Origin of the sequence: Streptomyces sp. NPDC029216 (assembly GCF_040648015.1) — a bacterium.
Lineage (GTDB): Bacteria > Actinomycetota > Actinomycetes > Streptomycetales > Streptomycetaceae > Streptomyces.
Map to the genome: position 1 here is coordinate 1 of NZ_JBEZWL010000164.1, position 15,287 is coordinate 15,287.

The following is a 15,287-nucleotide window of genomic DNA, read 5'->3' on the forward strand; positions in this document are numbered from 1 at the left end:
CGGAGAGCCGGACGGCCACTCCTCAGGAGCCACTGAAGGCAAGACCCCATAAGCCACATCCGGCCCTCCCGGGCCGCCTATCAACTTACGGAGAACCCCATGAAGAAGGCCGTCTTCTGCGGAGCCGCGGCGCTGGCCCTGGTCGCCGTACTCGCGCAGACGCTCCCCGACCTGAAGCGCTACCTGCGGATTCGCCGGATGTGAGGAGCGGCCCGGAGCACGCGTCCCGGGACCGCGTCCCAGGTCCGAACGGAGTACGGGGCGGGCGGTGCGTCGGCGCGCCCGCCCCCGCCGTCTGCGGCCTGCCGCTGTAATGAGGCCCGGCAGGACGGAGTCCGATGCACGAGATGTCGATCGCCATGGCCGTCGTGGACCAGGTGGCGGAGGCGGCCCGGGACGGAGCGGCACGCTCCGTGAGCCGCGTGGAGCTGGAGATCGGGGAGCTGGCCGGTGTCGTCGCCGACGCGCTGGCCTTCTGCTTCGAACTCGCCTGCACCGCCACGCCCCTGGAAGGCGCCGAACTGGTCACCCGCTCCGTGGCGGCCCGCGCCCGCTGTGCGTCCTGCACGGGGGAGTGGGCCGTCGGCATGCCCCCCGACCTCCGCTGCCCCGGCTGCGGGAGGGCCACCGCCGTCGAGCTCCTGACGGGGCGCGAACTGCGGATCCTCAGCGTGGTCTGGGAAGACGCCCTCGAACCGATCCCCGAGGAGGCCTGACCGTGTGCCGAGTGGTCGACCTGCGACAAGCGGTGCTCGCGAAGAACGACGGTGCCGCACAAGCCCTGCGCGCCGAACTCACCGCCCGCGGAACGGTGGTGGTCAACCTGCTCTCCAGCCCCGGCAGCGGGAAGACGGCCCTGCTGGAACGCGAACTGACGCTCGCCCGGGAGCGCGGCGTGCCCGTGGCCGCACTCACCGCCGACCTGGCGACGGAGAACGACGCGACACGGCTGGCCCGTTCGGGCGTCCCGGTCAGACAGGTCCTCACCGACGGCCTGTGCCACCTCGAAGCCGGCATGCTGGGCCGCCACTTGGACGGCTGGCTCCCCGAGGACACCCGCCTCCTGTTCATCGAGAACGTCGGCAACCTGGTCTGCCCGGCCTCGTACGACCTGGGGGAGTCCCTCCGCGTGGTACTGGCCTCGGTGACGGAGGGCGAGGACAAGCCCCTCAAGTACCCGACCGCCTTCGGGCTGGCCCAGCTGGTGGTCATCACCAAGACGGACATCGCGGAGGCCGTCGAGTTCGACGAGGGGGCCTTCCGGGCGAACGTCCAGCGGGTCAACCCCGGTGTGGAGGTCCTCCGGACCTCGTCCCGCGGGGGAGAAGGCACGGGCCTCCTCCTCGAACACGCCCTGACCCTCGCCTCCGGCGCCGGCCCCCACATCCCGGTGATGTCCCGGGAACCCCGAGCGACCCACCACCACACCCATGACCACGACCACGGCCCCATCGAGCCCCGGAACAGCCCCGCAGGGCCCCCGCCCCCGGTCACCGCCCCCACGGGCGGACCCCGCTGATGGAGCCCGCGGAACGCCGCCACGTCACCATCCGCGGCGTGGTCCAGGGCGTCGGCTTCCGCCCCTACGTGTACACCCGCGCCACCACCCTCGGCCTGGCCGGCCACGTCACGAACACCCCCGACGGCGTGATCGCCGAGGTCGAGGGCGCCCCGGCGGCGGTGGCGGCGTTCTGCGAGCGCCTCGCCGCCGACGCCCCGCCCCTGGCGGTCGTCGACACGGTCGACCACCGCCCGGTCCCCGTCACGGGCACCGCCGGCTTCACCATCGTCGCCTCCCGCTCCGGCGACGGCCCGCCCCGCACCCTCGTCTCCCCGGACACCGCCACCTGCGCCGACTGCCTCGCCGAACTCGCGGACCCGGCCGACCGCCGCCACCGCCACCCCTTCATCACCTGTACGCACTGCGGACCGCGCTTCACCATCGTCACCGGGCTGCCCTACGACCGCGCCCACACCACCATGGCCCGCTTCCCCCTGTGCCCCGACTGCGCCCGCGAGTACGCCGACCCCGCCGACCGCCGCTTCCACGCCCAGCCCGTCGCCTGCCCGGCCTGCGGCCCCCGGCTGCGCCTGCTCGCCGGGCGCCCGCCCCGCGAGGTCCCCGCCGCCGACCCGGTCGCCGAGGCCCGCCGGCTGCTGTCCGCGGGAGCCGTTCTGGCCGTCAAGGGCCTCGGCGGCTACCACCTCGCCTGCGACGCCGGGAACGCCGCGGCGGTGGCCGCCCTGCGCCGCCGCAAGGAACGCGGGGACAAGCCGTTCGCCCTCATGGCCCGCACCCCCGCCGACGTCGAAGCACTGGCCGAACTCGGCCCCGAGGAGCGGGAGCTGCTCACCGGCACGGTCCGCCCCATCGTCCTGCTGCGACGCCGCGCCACCGCGCCCGGGGTCGCGGACGCCGTCGCCCCCGGCAGCCCCGACCTCGGGGTGATGCTGCCGTACACCCCCGTCCACCACCTCCTGCTGGGCCTGCCCGGCGACCCCCCGGGCCCCCGCCTGCTCGTGATGACCAGCGGCAACCTCTCCGGCGAGCCCATCGTCACCGACGACGCCGAGGCCCTGGAACGCCTCGCCGGCCTCGCCGACGCCTGGCTCACCCACGACCGGCCCATCCACGTCCCCTGCGACGACTCCGTGGTCCGGGTCTGCGACGGCGAACCGCTCCTCCTGCGGCGCTCGCGCGGCTACGCCCCGCTGCCCCTCACCCTCCCGCTCCCGGTCCCGGCCACCCTCGCCACCGGCGGCGACCTCAAGAACGCCTTCTGCCTCGGCGAGGGCCGCCGGGCCTGGCTCTCCGCCCACATCGGCGACATGGACGACCTGGCCACCCAGGACGCCTTCGCCCACGCGCAGCGGCAGCTGTCGGCCCTGACCGGAGTCGCCCCCGCGCTGCTCGCCGCCGACCGGCACCCCGCCTACCGCTCCGGCCGCTGGGCCCGCGACCAGGCGGCGGGCCGCCCCCTGGTCCCCGTACAGCACCACCACGCGCACATCGCCTCCGCGCTGGCCGAACACGGCCACGACGGCGGCCGCCGGGTGATCGGCGTCGCCTTCGACGGCACCGGCTACGGGGACGACGGCGCGGTGTGGGGCGGGGAGGTCCTCCTCGCGGACTACGCCGGGTACACCCGGTTCGCCCACCTCGCCTACGTCCCGCTGCCCGGCGGCGACGCCGCCGTCCGCCGCCCGTACCGCATGGCCCTGTCCCACCTGCGCGCCGCCGGTCTCGCCCGGACGCCGGACCTGCCCTGCGTGGCCGCCTGCCCGCCGGACGAACTGCGGGTGCTGGAGACCCAGGTGGAACGGGGGCTGAACTGCGCGCCCACCTCCAGCATGGGCCGGCTCTTCGATGCCGTCTCCTCCCTGGCGGGTGTCTGCCAGTACGCCGGGTACGAGGCCCAGGCCGCCGTCGAACTGGAGGCCGCCGCCCTGCAGGCGCCCCCGGACCGGCGGGCGTACACCTTCGGGCTGCGCGTCCCCCCGGCCGGCACGGCGGGGCCGGTCGTCGCGGACCCGGCGCCGGTACTGGCCGCCGCGGTCGCCGACCTGCGGGCCGGCACGGACCGTCCGCTGATCGCCGCCCGCTTCCACGCGGCGGTCGCCGGCCTCGTCACCGACCTCTGCGAGCTCGCCCGCGCCCGGCACGGCCTGGACACCGTCGCCCTGACCGGCGGGGTCTTCTGCAACACCCTCCTCTCCTCCGCGTGCGCCCGGACGCTGCGCGCACGGGGGTTCACCGTCCTGCGCCAGCACCGGGTCCCGCCGAACGACGGCGGACTGGCGCTCGGCCAGCTCATGGTGGCGGCCGCGGCCGCCACCGCACACCCACCACAAGGAGAGGCCCATGTGCCTGGCGGTTCCCGGCAGAGTGCTTGAGATCGGAGAGAGGGACGGCACCCGCATGGCCACCGTCGACTTCGGCGGCGTACAGAAGGAGGTGTGCCTGGAGTACCTCCCGGACCTCCGGGTGGGCGAGTACGCCATCGTGCACGTGGGCTTCGCCCTCCAGCGGCTCGACGAGGAATCGGCTCGCAAGACCCTCGACCTCTTCGCCGAACTCGGCATGCTCCAGGAGGAGTTCGGCGACCCATGGGAGCAGGCCGCCCGGCTCGGCGACGAGGAAGGGCCCTTCGGCGAGGACGGGCCGGCGGCGACGACGACGCGGAAGGAAGTCCGGCCGTGAAGTACATCGAGGAATTCCAGGACCCCGGCCTCGCCCGCAGGCTCCTCGACGACATCCACTCCACCGTGACCCGCCCCTGGGCGCTGATGGAGGTCTGCGGAGGCCAGACCCACACCATCATCCGGCACGGCATCGACCAACTCCTCTCGGAACAGGTGGAGTTGATCCACGGCCCCGGCTGCCCGGTGTGCGTCACCCCGCTGGAGGTCATCGACAAGGCCCTGGAGATCGCCTCCCGCCCCGAGGTGATCTTCTGCTCCTTCGGGGACATGCTCCGCGTCCCCGGCACCGGCCGCGACCTCTTCCAGGTGCGCGGCGAGGGCGGCGACGTACGGGTGGTGTACTCGCCCCTCGACGCCCTGAAGGTCGCCCGGCAGAACCCGGACCGCGAGGTGGTCTTCTTCGGCATCGGTTTCGAGACCACCGCCCCGCCCAACGCCATGACGGTGTACCAGGCCAGGAAGCTCGGCATCACCAACTTCAGCCTGCTCGTCTCCCACGTCCGGGTCCCCCCGGCCATCGAGGCGATCATGCGCTCGCCCAGCTGCCGGGTCCAGGGCTTCCTCGCCGCCGGACACGTGTGCAGCGTCATGGGCACCGCCGAGTACCCGGACCTCGCGGCCCGCCACCGCGTCCCGATCGTCGTGACCGGCTTCGAACCGCTGGACATCCTCGAAGGCGTACGGCGGGCCGTACGGCAGCTGGAGCGGGGCGAGCACACCGTCGAGAACGCCTACCCGCGCGCCGTCCGCCCCGAGGGCAACCCGGCCGCGCTCGCCATGCTGGCGGACGTCTTCGAGGTCACCGACCGGGCCTGGCGCGGTATCGGCGTCATCCCGGACAGCGGCTGGCGGCTGTCGGAACGGTTCCGGGAGTACGACGCCGAGCACCGCTTCTCCGTCACCGGGATCACCACCCGCGAACCGGCCGCCTGCCGCAGCGGGGAGGTGCTCCAGGGGCTGCTGAAGCCGCACGAGTGCGAGGCCTTCGGCACCCTGTGCACCCCGCGCAACCCGCTGGGCGCCACCATGGTCTCCAGCGAGGGGGCCTGCGCCGCGTACTACCTCTACCGGCGCCTGGAGCTCGGGCCCGCGCCCGCCCGGCCCGCCACCACCCCGGCCCAGCCCACCGCCCCGACCGCCCCGCTGGAGGCGAGCCCCGTTGTCTGAGACCGCACTCGACGTCACCGGCTGGACCTGCCCGGCCCCCCTGCGCGACCGGCCCCGCGTGGTGATGGGCCACGGCGGCGGCGGGGCCCTGTCGGCGGAGCTGGTCCAGCACCTGTTCGCGCCGGCGTTCGGCGGCGAGGCGCTGGCGCAGCTCGGCGACTCCGCGGCCCTGCGCCTCGGCGGGGTCCGGCTGGCCTTCTCCACCGACTCCTACGTGGTGCGGCCGCTGTTCTTCCCGGGCGGGAGCATCGGCCACCTGGGGGTCAACGGCACGGTGAACGACCTGGCCATGAGCGGGGCGACGGCCTCCTACCTGTCCTGCGGGTTCATCCTCGAAGAGGGCGTCGAGACGGCCACCGTGGCGCGGGTCGCCCAGGACATGGGGGCCGCCGCGCGGGCGGCGGGCGTGGAGGTCGCCACCGGCGACACCAAGGTCGTCGAGGCGGGCCGCGGCGACGGGATCTACCTCAACACCGCCGGGATCGGGCTGATCCCCGACGGGGTGGACCTGCGCGCGCAGCGCGTCGTACCCGGCGACGTCGTGATCGTCAGCGGGGAGATCGGCCTGCACGGAGTGGCGATCATGAGCGTCCGGGAGGGGCTGGAGTTCGGCGTGGACGTCGAGAGCGACTGCGCGGCCCTGGGCGGTCTCGTGCGGGCGATGCTCGCGGTCACCCCGGACCTGCACGTCCTGCGCGACCCCACCCGCGGCGGGCTCGCGGCCGCCCTGAACGAGATCGCGGCCGCCTCCGGCGCCGGCGTCGTCCTGCACGAGGGGCGCGTCCCGGTCCCGGCGGCCGTCGCGAACACCTGCGCGATCCTCGGCCTGGACCCGCTGTACGTGGCCAACGAGGGCAAGCTGGTCGCCTTCGTCCCCCGCGAGCACGCCGAGGCCGTCCTCGACGCCATGCGGGCCCACCCGCTGGGCCGGCACGCGGCGGTGATCGGCGAGGCCGTGGAGGCGCACCCGGGTCTGGTCGTGGCCCGTACCGGCCTCGGCGGCACCCGGGTGGTGGACCTGCCGCTGGGGGAGCAGCTGCCCCGCATCTGCTGACCGGGACCCGCCGCCCGCCCGGCTACTTCTCCGGGCGGGCGTCGTCCGGCCAGCCGTAGCCGGTGCGCGGCGGGGCCGGTACGGCGCCCACCGCGGCCAGGTCGCGGTCGGCGGCCCGCATCAGCTGGGCGGACAGGTCGCGCATCGCCCGGCTCGCGGCCAGCTCGTCGCCGATGGCGGGGACGTCCACGTCCTGCGGATTGCACCGGGCCCGGCCGCTGCCGGTCATCGTGGTCCTCCCGTTGTCGAGCACGGCCCGGGCCCTGGTCGTGCCGTCCTCCTCCACGAGGTAGAGGTCCACCCTCCACTCCTCGGCGTGCGTCATGGCGTGCCTCCTCCGTGCCTGGCCCCCGTTCCAGGATCCCCCCGCCCGGGCCCCGCGCAAAGCGCGCCTCAGGGGTCAGGCGGCGGTCCAGCCGCCGTCCATCGGCAGCGAGGCGCCGGTGACGTGCCCGGTGTGCGGGCCGCACAGCCACAGGGCGACCGCGGCCACCTCCTCCGGCTCGATCAGCCGCTTGATCGCGGAGCCGCGCAGCAGGACCTCCTCGACCACGCGCTCGGCGGGGATCCCGTGCGCCACGGCCTGGGCGGCGATCTGCCGCTCCACCAGCGGGGTGCGGACGTAGCCGGGGTTCACGCAGTTGCTCGTCACCCCGTGCCGGGCGCCCTCCAGGGCGGTGACCTTGCTGAGCCCCTCCAGCGCGTGCTTGGCGGCCACGTAGCCGGACTTGAAGGCGCTGGCCCGCAGCCCGTGCACGCTGGAGATGTTGACGACCCGTCCCCACCCCCGCCCGTACATGTGCGGCAGGATCCGGCGCAGCAGCAGGAACGGGGCGTGCACCATCACCCGCTGGATCAGTTCGAACCGCTCCGGCGGGAACTCCTCGATGGGCGCGACGTGTTGCAGCCCCGCGCTGTTGACCAGGATGTCCACGCCGGCCGGCAGGGCGTCCACGGCGGCGGGGTCGGCGAGGTCGGCCGGATGGGCCGTCCCGCCGATCCGTTCCGCCACGGCCACGGCCGCCTCCGCGTCGACGTCCACCACGTGCACGAAGGCCCCGGCGCCGGCCAGTGCCACGGCGCAGGCGCGCCCGATGCCGCTGCCACCGCCCGTCACCAGCGCCACCCGGCCGGCCAGCGCGGTCCCGGTGCCGTCGGACGCGATGCTCGATGATCCGCTCGTCATGGTCCGAACGTTAGGGACCGGCGCCGCCGGTGCCGATGTGTGCCGCCACCACAGTCGGTCCGCCGTCCATGGCGGACACCGCCACGGGAAGAGCGGTTACGAGGTCCGCCAGCCCGGCAGACCGCCCGACGGGGGCCGGCCCGCCATCACCTGTGCCAGGTGGTGGAGGATCTCCTCCGCCTCCCGGCGGACCTGCCCCGGGACATCGCCGCGCTCGCGTACGAGCCGGTCGTAGATCGGCGCTTCACTGCTGGTGCTGCTCACTTAGGACGTCGCTCCCCTGAAGCCGGCACCGGCGGCCGGGCGGCACAAGTGTAGGTGGCGGAATCCCGGCACCCGAACACAGGTCGGTGCGGGCGCCGGGGCAAAGGCCGGAACAGGGGGCAAAGCGGAATTCAGGAGCAGACGGTTCCGTCGGCCGGCGCGGTGCCGTCGACGAGGAAGGCGTCGACGGCCTTGGTCGCGCAGGCGTTGTTCCCGTAGACGCCGTGCCCCTCGCCCTTCACCGTCAGGTTGACGCCGACCCCGCGGCCGAGCGCGTCGGCCATCCGCTTCGCGCCCTCGACCGGGGTGGCCGGGTCGCCGGTGTTGCCGACGACGAGGATCGGGGCCGCACCCTCGGCGGCGACCTGCGGCCTGTCGGCCGTACCGCGCACCGGCCACTGCGTGCAGGCGAGCAGCCCCTTGGCCATGGACGGGCCGAAGACCGGGGAGGCCGAGCGGAAGGCGGGCTCCTGGGCCCGCATCTCCTCCACGGTGTAACGGCGGCTGGTGTCGGCGCAGCCGATCGCCGTGTGGGCGGCGTCGCTGTTGTCGTAGTGGCCGTCCCGGTCGCGTCCGCCGTAGGCGTCCGCGAGGGCGAGCAGGAGGTTCCCGGTGCCGGCCCGGCGCAGCTCTCCCAGCCCCTGGACGAGGTAGTCCCAGGTCTGCTTGTCGTAGAGGCTGGCGGCGATCCCGGTGAGCGCCTGGTCGGAGTTGAGCCTGCGGCCGCTCTTCGTGGGCGCGGGCTCGGTCTCCAGCTTCTTCAGCAGGTCGCCGATCCGCCGGTTGCCTTCGGCGGTGTCGGCGCCGGTGGGGCAGTCGGCGGCGTACTTCTGGCGGCAGTACTCCATGGCGTGCTCCAGCGCCTGCTGGAACCCCTTGGCCTGGCCGAGGCCCGCCTGGAGCTCGTCCGAGGTGGGGTCGACCACGGCGTCGAAGACGGTGCGGCCGACGTTCTTCGGGAACAGGTGGGCGTAGACGCCGCCCAGCTGGGTGCCGTAGGAGATGCCGAAGTAGTTGAGCTTCCGGTCGCCGAGCACCTGCCGCAGCAGGTCCATGTCGCGGGCGGTGTCGGCCGTGCCGACGTGGGGGAGGACCTTGGCGGAGTTCCGCTCGCAGGCCTGCGTGTACGTCCGGACGGCGTCGAGCGGGTCGTCGGAGGGGCGGGGCCCCTCGTCCAGGGTCTTGTCGTCCAGGCAGACGACCGCCGCCGTGTTGCCCACGCCGCGCGGGTCGAAGCTGACCAGGTCGTAGACGGCGCCCAGCTTCTCGTAGTCGTCCGCCGCCTGGGGGAGCGTACTGACGCCGGAGGCCCCGGGCCCGCCGAAGTTGTACACCAGCGAGCCGAGGCGCTTGCCGGCGTCCGTGGCCTTCTTGCGGATCAGCGCCACGTCCAGGGTCTCGCCGTCGGGCTTGGCGTAGTCCAGGGGCGCCTTCATGGTGGCGCATTCCCAGCCCGCGCCGGGCGCCTTGCCGCCGCCCTGTGCCGTGGACGGCGCGGGGCAGGGGGTCCAGTTCGGCTTCTGTCCGGTCAGGGCGGCGGGCAGCGCGGCCGGCGGGGCCGCAGCGGACGCGGTGGCCGGGGCCGAGGGCTTCGCCGCCGCCGGCGCCCCGGCGCCGGAACTGCAGGCCGCCAGGGCGGGGACCGCCAGCAGCGAGGCGGCGGCCAGGGCCGCCGTCCGTGCGGGGCGGCGTATGGGGTGGGGCATGCGGGAGCTCCTGGGGCGTGGGCGGATTCGGCGCCGTCGGGTAAACAGATGGCAAACTATCCGATCGGGTTCCGGCCGGAACTTCCGGGGTCGGTGCCGCGGCGCCGGGGCGGGCGCGACGGGTCAGGAATCGGATCTGAACCGTCGGATGTTCGGACTGTTACGGTCGGGGGCATGCCCGAGCTGATCACGCCCGCCCCCCGCCTGCACTCCTCCTGGCTCGCCGCACAGGCCGAGTGGGGGGCCGACGCCCACATGGACGGCGCCGGACTGGGCTCCGACGACGACGTGGACACCCCCGAGGGGTTCGCTGCCTGGACCGAACGCCTGCGCCGACAGGCGGACCGCACCGCGTCCGTCGAACAGGGCCGCGTCCACGCCACCTACTGGTGGATCACCGAGGGCGACACCTACCTCGGCGCCATCGACCTGCGGCACTACCTCAACGCCTTCCTCCTCGACGCGGGCGGCCACATCGGCTACAGCGTCCGCCCCTCGGCGCGCCGGCGCGGCCTGGCCGGCTGGGCGCTGGGCCGGGTCCTGCACGAGGCCCGCCTCATGGGCATGGACCGGGTCCTGCTGACCTGCGACCCGGGCAACGAGGCCTCGGCGCGCACCATCGAGCGGGCCGGCGGCGTACTGGAGGACGTACGGGAGACCCTGGTCGGCCCGAAGCGCCGCTACTGGGTCACCCTTTGACGGGGACTCGGCCCCTTCCGTCCCGCCGGTCACAGCGGTAGCCCGCGCCCCGCTCGCTACAGTGCGGTACACCCCGTACGCGTGGGGAGTGGGACGGGGCCGCGCCCGCGCCGCTCCCGCCAGGACCGTGAGAGGCAGCCCCATGGCCGACCCCGCCCCCGACGGACGGCGGCAGGACCGCCCCCGGGGCGTCCGCCCGGCCGTGTGGGTGGCCCTCGCGGCCTCGACCGCGTTCGCGCTGCTCGCCCTGTGGGTGAGCAGCGTCCCGGCCGGACCGCTGCCCGGCGACGCGGGCCCGCACGCCTGGTCCCTCGCCCACCGGCCGCCCGCCGCCCTGGCCGTGGCCCGGGCGGTCACCTCCACCGGCGCCGGGGCCGTTCCGTACGTCCTGGTCGTCCTGGCCGGCCTGTACGCCGGCCACACCGTCCGGCAACGGCTCGCGGCGGCGGCCGGGTTCGCCCTGTGCCTGGGCGCGGGCCAGGCCGTGCGGTACACGGTGATGTCGGTCATCGCCCGCCCCCGGCCCCCGCAGACCGGCTGGGCCGGCCACGCCGCCCACTGGGCCTTCCCGTCCGGCCACGCGAGCACCAGCGCCCTGACGGCCGGACTGCTGCTCGCGGCGCTCGCCCTGCGCGGCTCCCCGGGCCCGCCCCGGGCCGCCGTCGCGGCCCTCGCCGTACTGGTGGCCGTGTGGGGGGCTGCGGTGGGCCTGACGCGCGTCTACCTCGGCGTGCACTGGCCCTCCGACGTGCTCGGCGGCTGGCTGTTCGCCACCGCCTGGCTGGCCCTCGCCGCCGTCACCGCCCGCCCGCCCCGCCGCGGGCCGGCCGCCGGGGATTAGGCCCGCGACGGCAGGCCGTCAGCGGGTGCTGCGCTCCGGCAGGTCCACGTCGGCCGGAGCGGCCGCGAAGCCGCGGGACTGCGCGGCGGGGGCCGGCTTCTTGCCGCAGAACGCCCCCTCCAGGGTCGCGCCGAGGGCCGTGTTCGCGGCGCCCTGGTTCGAGGTGTTCGCCATGGCCGTGACGCTGCGCCGGCCGTCGCGGGTGGTGAACGCGTAGGTGTAGAAGCCCTGCACCGTGCCCGTGTGCCCGTACACCGAGGTGCCGCAGGACAGGTCGTACCGGCGCAGGCCCAGCCCGTAGAAGCGGGTCTTCGTCGCGTCGGTGGGGGTCATGACGAGCATCTCGTCCAGCAGCTCCGGCGCCACCAGCCTGCCGCTCACCAGCGCCGACATGAAGGTGCTGAGGTCCGCCGGGGTGGAGATCATCGCCCCGGCCGACTGGGCCCAGGACACGGTCTGCTCGGTGGAGTCCACCAGCGGGGCGCCGGCCTCGTCCGGGGTGAGGTAGCCGTGGGTGTGCAGCCCCTTGATCTCCGTGCCGGGGTGCACGTACGCGGTGTCGCGCAGCTTCAGGGGCTTGATGATGCGGCGGTCGTACTCCTTGGCCACCGGCTTGCCGGTGGCCTTCTCGATGAGCATCCCGACGACGACGAAGTTGGTGTTCGAGTACTGGTACGAGGCCCCAGGCTCGGCCGTCCTGGGCTCGGCCAGCGAGAGGTCCACGAGCTCCTGGTAGCCGAACACCCTGTTCCGGACGGCCTCGAACCCGGGTACGGTCTTGTCGAACATCGCGTTCGTGTAGTCCGCCAGCCCGCTGCGGTGGCTCAGCAGGTGCCGCACGGTGATCCGGTCGTCGGGCAGCAGCCCCGGCAGGTAGTGGTTGACCGGGGTGTCCAGCTCGATCTTCTTCTCGTCCACCAGCTGGAGCAGCACGACGGTCGAGAACGTCTTGGTGACGCTGCCGACCCGGAAGCGGGCCCGGGTGTCGATGGCCGCGCCCGTGCCCTTGTCGCCGACGCCCTCCGTCGCGCTCAGTGCGCGTCCGCCCTCGGTGATCCGGGCCAGCGCGCCCGGGGCGCCGGCGGCGAGGGTGTTGCGCAGGGCCTGGTCGACGGCCTCCATGTCCGGTGCCGGCAGGGCGGGACCCGCGCTGCGGAAGGCCTCGGGGGCGGTGACGGGCGCGGCTTGGGCGGCGGTGGCGGGGGCGACGCCGGCGACCACGGCCAGCAGGGCGGCGCCGGCGGCCAGACGTCGGTTCAGGGGGCGGCGGTTCGCGGACAGGGGCACGTTGCTCCTCGGCTCGGTGGGTGCGGTTCCCGGGCCCCGGAGGCGGCCCGGGTGATCACGAGCTTACGCAGAACCCCGAAACCGCCTGATACACCGTCACCGGCGCTGCGGCCGAAACTCGTTGTCCCTTCGTACGAGGACCCCGGCGCGGGTCGGCGCGGCGCCCGGCGGGGCGGACGGCCGGGACGAGGGCGGATCCGGCCGGACCCCGGCACCGGCGGCCCCGCGCGGGGGAGGCGCCGGCCGACGGGACCGGGCCGCCCGGCGGTGGCCCCGCGGCGCCGGGCGGCCGGAGCCGAGCCGAAATATGATGTGGCTGGGTCTTTCGCGCAGCGGAAACAGAGAGGCAGATGGACGTACCCCGGAGTGGTCCGTGACCCCGCGCCGGCGGCCTCCTCGGCCGGGCAGCGCCGATCTGCTGACCATGCTGGGGCAGCTGACCGCCCAGGCCCGGGAGGGTGCCCAGCTGCACCACGCCCGGGTCGAGCTGGCCGAGGCCCTCCAGCGCGAGATGCTGCCCGCCTCCCTCCCCGTCCTGCCGGGTCTGCGCACCGCGGCCCGGTACGCGCCCGCACAGCACGGCCTGGACATCGGCGGTGACTGGTACGACGGCTTCCGGCTGCCCGAGGGCGCCCTCGCCTTCTCCATCGGCGACGTCCAGGGGCACGACGTCGCGGCCGCCGCCTTCATGGGACAGGTCCGGGTGTGCCTGCGCGCCGTGGCGGCCGTGGTCTCCGACCCGGGGGAGGTGCTCGGCCGGGCCAATGACGTCCTGCTCTCGATGGACTGCGAGCTGTTCGCCACGTGCAGCCTGCTGCGCTTCGACCCGCGCACCGGGGAGCTCCAGGGTGCCCGGGCGGGCCACGTCCCCGCCGTCTGGGCCACCGTCGACGGCCGCCACGGCATAGCCGAGGACCCCGGCGGGCCGCCGCTGGGGCTGGTCCCCGGGGCCGGGTACGGGGTCACCCGGCGTCGGCTGACGGCCGCGGGGTCCATCGTGCTGCTGACCGACGGGGTGGTCGAGGGGCCGCCGTTCCCGATCGAGGTGGGGCTGGAGCGGGTGTCCCGGCTCGTCCGGGAGGCGGCGGGGGGCGACCCCGACGAGCTGGCCGCCGAGGTGATGAAGGTGGCCGACTCCACCGGCCACGCCGACGACGCGGCGGTGCTCGTCATCAGCTATGACGGCCACGACGGCGACGAGGACGACGAGGGCGACGAGGGCCGCGACGGCCCGGACCGTGCGGGCGGGGGAGAGGCCTGACGCAGGGCCCGCCGGCCCGGCATCCGGGGCCGCTCGCGCGTGTCACGCCCGGCCGGGACGCCCGGGCTGTTGTCTGATGCTGTGGTGCGCACCCTGGAATGGCGACGTCCGTGCGAAGCGCTCCTGCTGGTCCTCGCCGTCGCCGCCGCCTACTACGCGACCGGCAGGCTCGGCCTGCTGCGACAGGTGGTGGTCGAGGGCGCCATCGTCACCCCCCTGTGGCTGCCCACCGGCATCGCGCTGGCCGCCCTGCTCCGGTTCGGCCCGCGGGTCTGGCCGGGCATCGCCCTCGGCACGTACCTCGTCATCGAGCGGCTCGCCGCGTTCCACCTCTCCGACCTGGGCATCGTCGCGGGCAACGTGCTGGCCCCGGTGTGCGCCTGGCTGCTGCTGCGCAGGGCGGGGTTCCGCCCCGAGCTGGACCGGCTCCGGGACGGGATGGCGCTGGTCTTCCTGGGCGGCCTGCTGCCGATGCTGATCAGCGCGACCGCGGGGACCTGGACGCTGGTGCTCACCGGCAACCTGCCGATGGCCGACTTCTGGTCGACCTGGTCGGCCTGGTGGGCGGGGGACACCATGGGCGTGCTGCTGGGGACCCCGCTGCTGCTGGCCCTGCGCGGGATCCGGCTGACCGGCGACCCCTACCGCGTGGCCGAGGGGGTGGCCCTCATGGGTGCGACCGCCGCCGCCACCCTCGTGGCCACCCACAGCACCCTGTCCCTGCTGTTCCTGGTCTTCCCCCTGCTCATCTGGGCCGCCGTGCGGTTCCAGCTGGCCGGGGCGGCGCCGTGCGCATTCCTCGTCTCCGTCCTGTCGATCTGGGCGGCGACCGACCACGCCGGGCCGTTCACCGGCCGCAGCCTCCTGGAGCTCATGGTCAACCTTCAGGCGCTCAACGGGGCGGCGGCGCTGACCGGACTGCTGCTGGCGGCCCTCGTCACCGAGCAGAACAACGTCCGGCAGAAGATCGAGGAGGCGTGCGAGGAACTCGCCGAGGTCGTCGCCCACCTCTCCCCGGGCGGCAGGGACGACGGCCCGGGGGGCAACGACGGCCCGCGCGGACCCCTCTAGCGGCGGATGGTGCACATGTCCTTGACTCCGCAAGCTTTTCCCTTATGCTTGAGGAGTCAAGGAGGTAGCAATGAGTGATGCGCTGGATGTGTCCCTGCGCTTGGTGAAGGCCCAGACCGCCCTGGTGCGGCGATTCGACTCCCGCCTGGGGGCCCTGTACGGGGTGAGCCTGGCGGATTTCCTGGTGCTGCTGCACCTGGGACGGGCCGAGGGTGGCCGGATGCGGCGGGTGGACCTCGCCGGGGCGCTGGGGCTCACCGCCTCGGGCGTGACCCGTGGCCTGGCGCCCCTGGAGCGGATCGGACTCGTGGAGCGCGAGGCTGACGCCCGCGACGCCCGTGTGGCGTACGCGGCCCTCACGGAGGCGGGGCGCGAGCGGCTGGAGCAGGCCCTGAAGGCCGCCGAGCAGGTGGCCGCCGACGTCTTCGCCGCCCCCGAGTGGGCCGCCGGGGACATCGAGGAGCTGAGCGGACTGCTCACCCGGCTGGGCGGCACGGGCCTCCCCGAGGACCACGCCGCCGGCGCCTGACCGGCCGCCGGCGGCGGGC

16 protein-coding genes are annotated in these 15,287 nt (G+C 74.8%); 11 read left to right on the forward strand and 5 right to left on the reverse strand.

Annotation, left to right across the window (positions count from 1 at the left end; genetic code table 11):
- Window positions 1-338: 338 nt before the first annotated feature.
- Genes AB0F18_RS34125 through hypE form a run of 6 tightly spaced genes read left to right on the forward strand, consistent with a single transcriptional unit; the run spans window position 339 to window position 6,424 of the window.
- Window positions 339-716, forward strand: coding sequence for a hydrogenase maturation nickel metallochaperone HypA (locus AB0F18_RS34125; RefSeq protein WP_362067742.1), 378 nt, complete (start codon window positions 339-341; stop codon window positions 714-716).
- A gap of 2 nt (window positions 717-718) precedes the next feature.
- On the forward strand, window positions 719-1,519 hold the full coding sequence (hypB, locus tag AB0F18_RS34130) for a hydrogenase nickel incorporation protein HypB (protein WP_362067744.1): 801 nt from the start codon (window positions 719-721) through the stop codon (window positions 1,517-1,519).
- Window positions 1,519-3,894, forward strand: coding sequence for a carbamoyltransferase HypF (hypF, locus tag AB0F18_RS34135; RefSeq protein ID WP_362067746.1), 2,376 nt, complete (start codon window positions 1,519-1,521; stop codon window positions 3,892-3,894). Before hypB ends, hypF begins: the two co-directional genes overlap by 1 nt.
- Window positions 3,863-4,201: a HypC/HybG/HupF family hydrogenase formation chaperone gene (locus AB0F18_RS34140; RefSeq protein ID WP_362067748.1), complete on the forward strand. Its 339-nt coding sequence runs from the start codon at window positions 3,863-3,865 to the stop codon at window positions 4,199-4,201. Before hypF ends, AB0F18_RS34140 begins: the two co-directional genes overlap by 32 nt.
- Window positions 4,198-5,370, forward strand: a complete 1,173-nt coding sequence (hypD, locus tag AB0F18_RS34145) for a hydrogenase formation protein HypD (protein ID WP_362067750.1) — start codon at window positions 4,198-4,200, stop codon at window positions 5,368-5,370. Before AB0F18_RS34140 ends, hypD begins: the two co-directional genes overlap by 4 nt.
- A complete protein-coding gene (hypE, locus tag AB0F18_RS34150) occupies window positions 5,363-6,424 on the forward strand; it encodes a hydrogenase expression/formation protein HypE (protein ID WP_362067752.1) in 1,062 nt (353 codons plus the stop codon). The genes hypD and hypE overlap by 8 nt, the downstream gene beginning before the upstream one ends.
- Window positions 6,425-6,446: 22 nt before the next feature.
- On the opposite strand, the gene AB0F18_RS34155 is transcribed toward hypE, so the two are convergent.
- The 4 genes from AB0F18_RS34155 to AB0F18_RS34170 all read right to left on the reverse strand — a co-directional run bounded on the left by AB0F18_RS34155 (window position 6,447) and on the right by AB0F18_RS34170 (window position 9,580).
- Window positions 6,447-6,749 carry a DUF1876 domain-containing protein gene (locus AB0F18_RS34155; protein WP_362067754.1) on the reverse strand — a complete coding sequence of 101 codons (303 nt, stop codon included), beginning with the start codon at window positions 6,747-6,749 and terminating at the stop codon, window positions 6,447-6,449.
- Between the two features lie 75 nt (window positions 6,750-6,824).
- On the reverse strand, window positions 6,825-7,610 hold the full coding sequence (locus AB0F18_RS34160) for a 3-hydroxybutyrate dehydrogenase (protein ID WP_362067756.1): 786 nt from the start codon (window positions 7,608-7,610) through the stop codon (window positions 6,825-6,827).
- Between the two features lie 96 nt (window positions 7,611-7,706).
- The gene (locus AB0F18_RS34165; RefSeq protein WP_362067758.1) at window positions 7,707-7,874 is read right to left on the reverse strand and encodes a hypothetical protein; all 168 of its coding nucleotides are present in this window, start codon (window positions 7,872-7,874) and stop codon (window positions 7,707-7,709) included.
- 131 nt (window positions 7,875-8,005) lie between these two features.
- Window positions 8,006-9,580: an alpha/beta hydrolase gene (locus tag AB0F18_RS34170; RefSeq protein ID WP_362067760.1), complete on the reverse strand. Its 1,575-nt coding sequence runs from the start codon at window positions 9,578-9,580 to the stop codon at window positions 8,006-8,008.
- A gap of 174 nt (window positions 9,581-9,754) precedes the next feature.
- Between AB0F18_RS34170 and AB0F18_RS34175 the strand changes: the two genes are divergently transcribed.
- Both AB0F18_RS34175 and AB0F18_RS34180 read left to right on the forward strand, forming a co-directional pair.
- Complete coding sequence (locus AB0F18_RS34175) at window positions 9,755-10,279, forward strand: GNAT family N-acetyltransferase (protein WP_362067762.1); 525 nt, start codon at window positions 9,755-9,757, stop codon at window positions 10,277-10,279.
- Between the two features lie 142 nt (window positions 10,280-10,421).
- Window positions 10,422-11,120, forward strand: a complete 699-nt coding sequence (locus tag AB0F18_RS34180; protein WP_362067764.1) for a phosphatase PAP2 family protein — start codon at window positions 10,422-10,424, stop codon at window positions 11,118-11,120.
- Window positions 11,121-11,138: 18 nt separating this feature from the next.
- Here the strand turns inward: AB0F18_RS34180 and AB0F18_RS34185 are convergent, their stop codons facing one another.
- Window positions 11,139-12,407: a serine hydrolase domain-containing protein gene (locus AB0F18_RS34185; protein WP_362067766.1), complete on the reverse strand. Its 1,269-nt coding sequence runs from the start codon at window positions 12,405-12,407 to the stop codon at window positions 11,139-11,141.
- Between the two features lie 424 nt (window positions 12,408-12,831).
- Between AB0F18_RS34185 and AB0F18_RS34190 the strand changes: the two genes are divergently transcribed.
- From AB0F18_RS34190 to AB0F18_RS34200, 3 genes are all read left to right on the forward strand, one after another.
- Window positions 12,832-13,668, forward strand: a complete 837-nt coding sequence (locus AB0F18_RS34190) for a PP2C family protein-serine/threonine phosphatase (protein WP_362067770.1) — start codon at window positions 12,832-12,834, stop codon at window positions 13,666-13,668.
- A gap of 81 nt (window positions 13,669-13,749) precedes the next feature.
- A complete protein-coding gene (locus AB0F18_RS34195; protein ID WP_362067772.1) occupies window positions 13,750-14,739 on the forward strand; it encodes an MASE1 domain-containing protein in 990 nt (329 codons plus the stop codon).
- Window positions 14,740-14,809: 70 nt separating this feature from the next.
- Window positions 14,810-15,268 (forward strand): MarR family transcriptional regulator, encoded by a 459-nt coding sequence (locus AB0F18_RS34200; RefSeq protein ID WP_362067768.1) that lies wholly within the window; start codon window positions 14,810-14,812, stop codon window positions 15,266-15,268.
- Window positions 15,269-15,287 lie beyond the last annotated feature (19 nt).

Excerpts from the sequence above, each read along its gene's own strand:
- AB0F18_RS34190 (WP_362067770.1), top strand. The coding sequence starts at position 12,832 with ATGCTGGGGCAGCTGACCGCCCAGGCCCGGGAGGGTGCCCAGCTGCAC.
- AB0F18_RS34125 (WP_362067742.1), top strand. The coding sequence starts at position 339 with ATGCACGAGATGTCGATCGCCATGGCCGTCGTGGACCAGGTGGCGGAG.
- AB0F18_RS34170 (WP_362067760.1), bottom strand. The coding sequence starts at position 9,580 with ATGCCCCACCCCATACGCCGCCCCGCACGGACGGCGGCCCTGGCCGCC.
- AB0F18_RS34200 (WP_362067768.1), top strand. The coding sequence starts at position 14,810 with ATGAGTGATGCGCTGGATGTGTCCCTGCGCTTGGTGAAGGCCCAGACC.
- AB0F18_RS34155 (WP_362067754.1), bottom strand. The coding sequence starts at position 6,749 with ATGACGCACGCCGAGGAGTGGAGGGTGGACCTCTACCTCGTGGAGGAG.
- hypF (WP_362067746.1), top strand. The coding sequence starts at position 1,519 with ATGGAGCCCGCGGAACGCCGCCACGTCACCATCCGCGGCGTGGTCCAG.
- AB0F18_RS34160 (WP_362067756.1), bottom strand. The coding sequence starts at position 7,610 with ATGACGAGCGGATCATCGAGCATCGCGTCCGACGGCACCGGGACCGCG.
- AB0F18_RS34180 (WP_362067764.1), top strand. The coding sequence starts at position 10,422 with ATGGCCGACCCCGCCCCCGACGGACGGCGGCAGGACCGCCCCCGGGGC.
- AB0F18_RS34140 (WP_362067748.1), top strand. The coding sequence starts at position 3,863 with ATGTGCCTGGCGGTTCCCGGCAGAGTGCTTGAGATCGGAGAGAGGGAC.
- AB0F18_RS34175 (WP_362067762.1), top strand. The coding sequence starts at position 9,755 with ATGCCCGAGCTGATCACGCCCGCCCCCCGCCTGCACTCCTCCTGGCTC.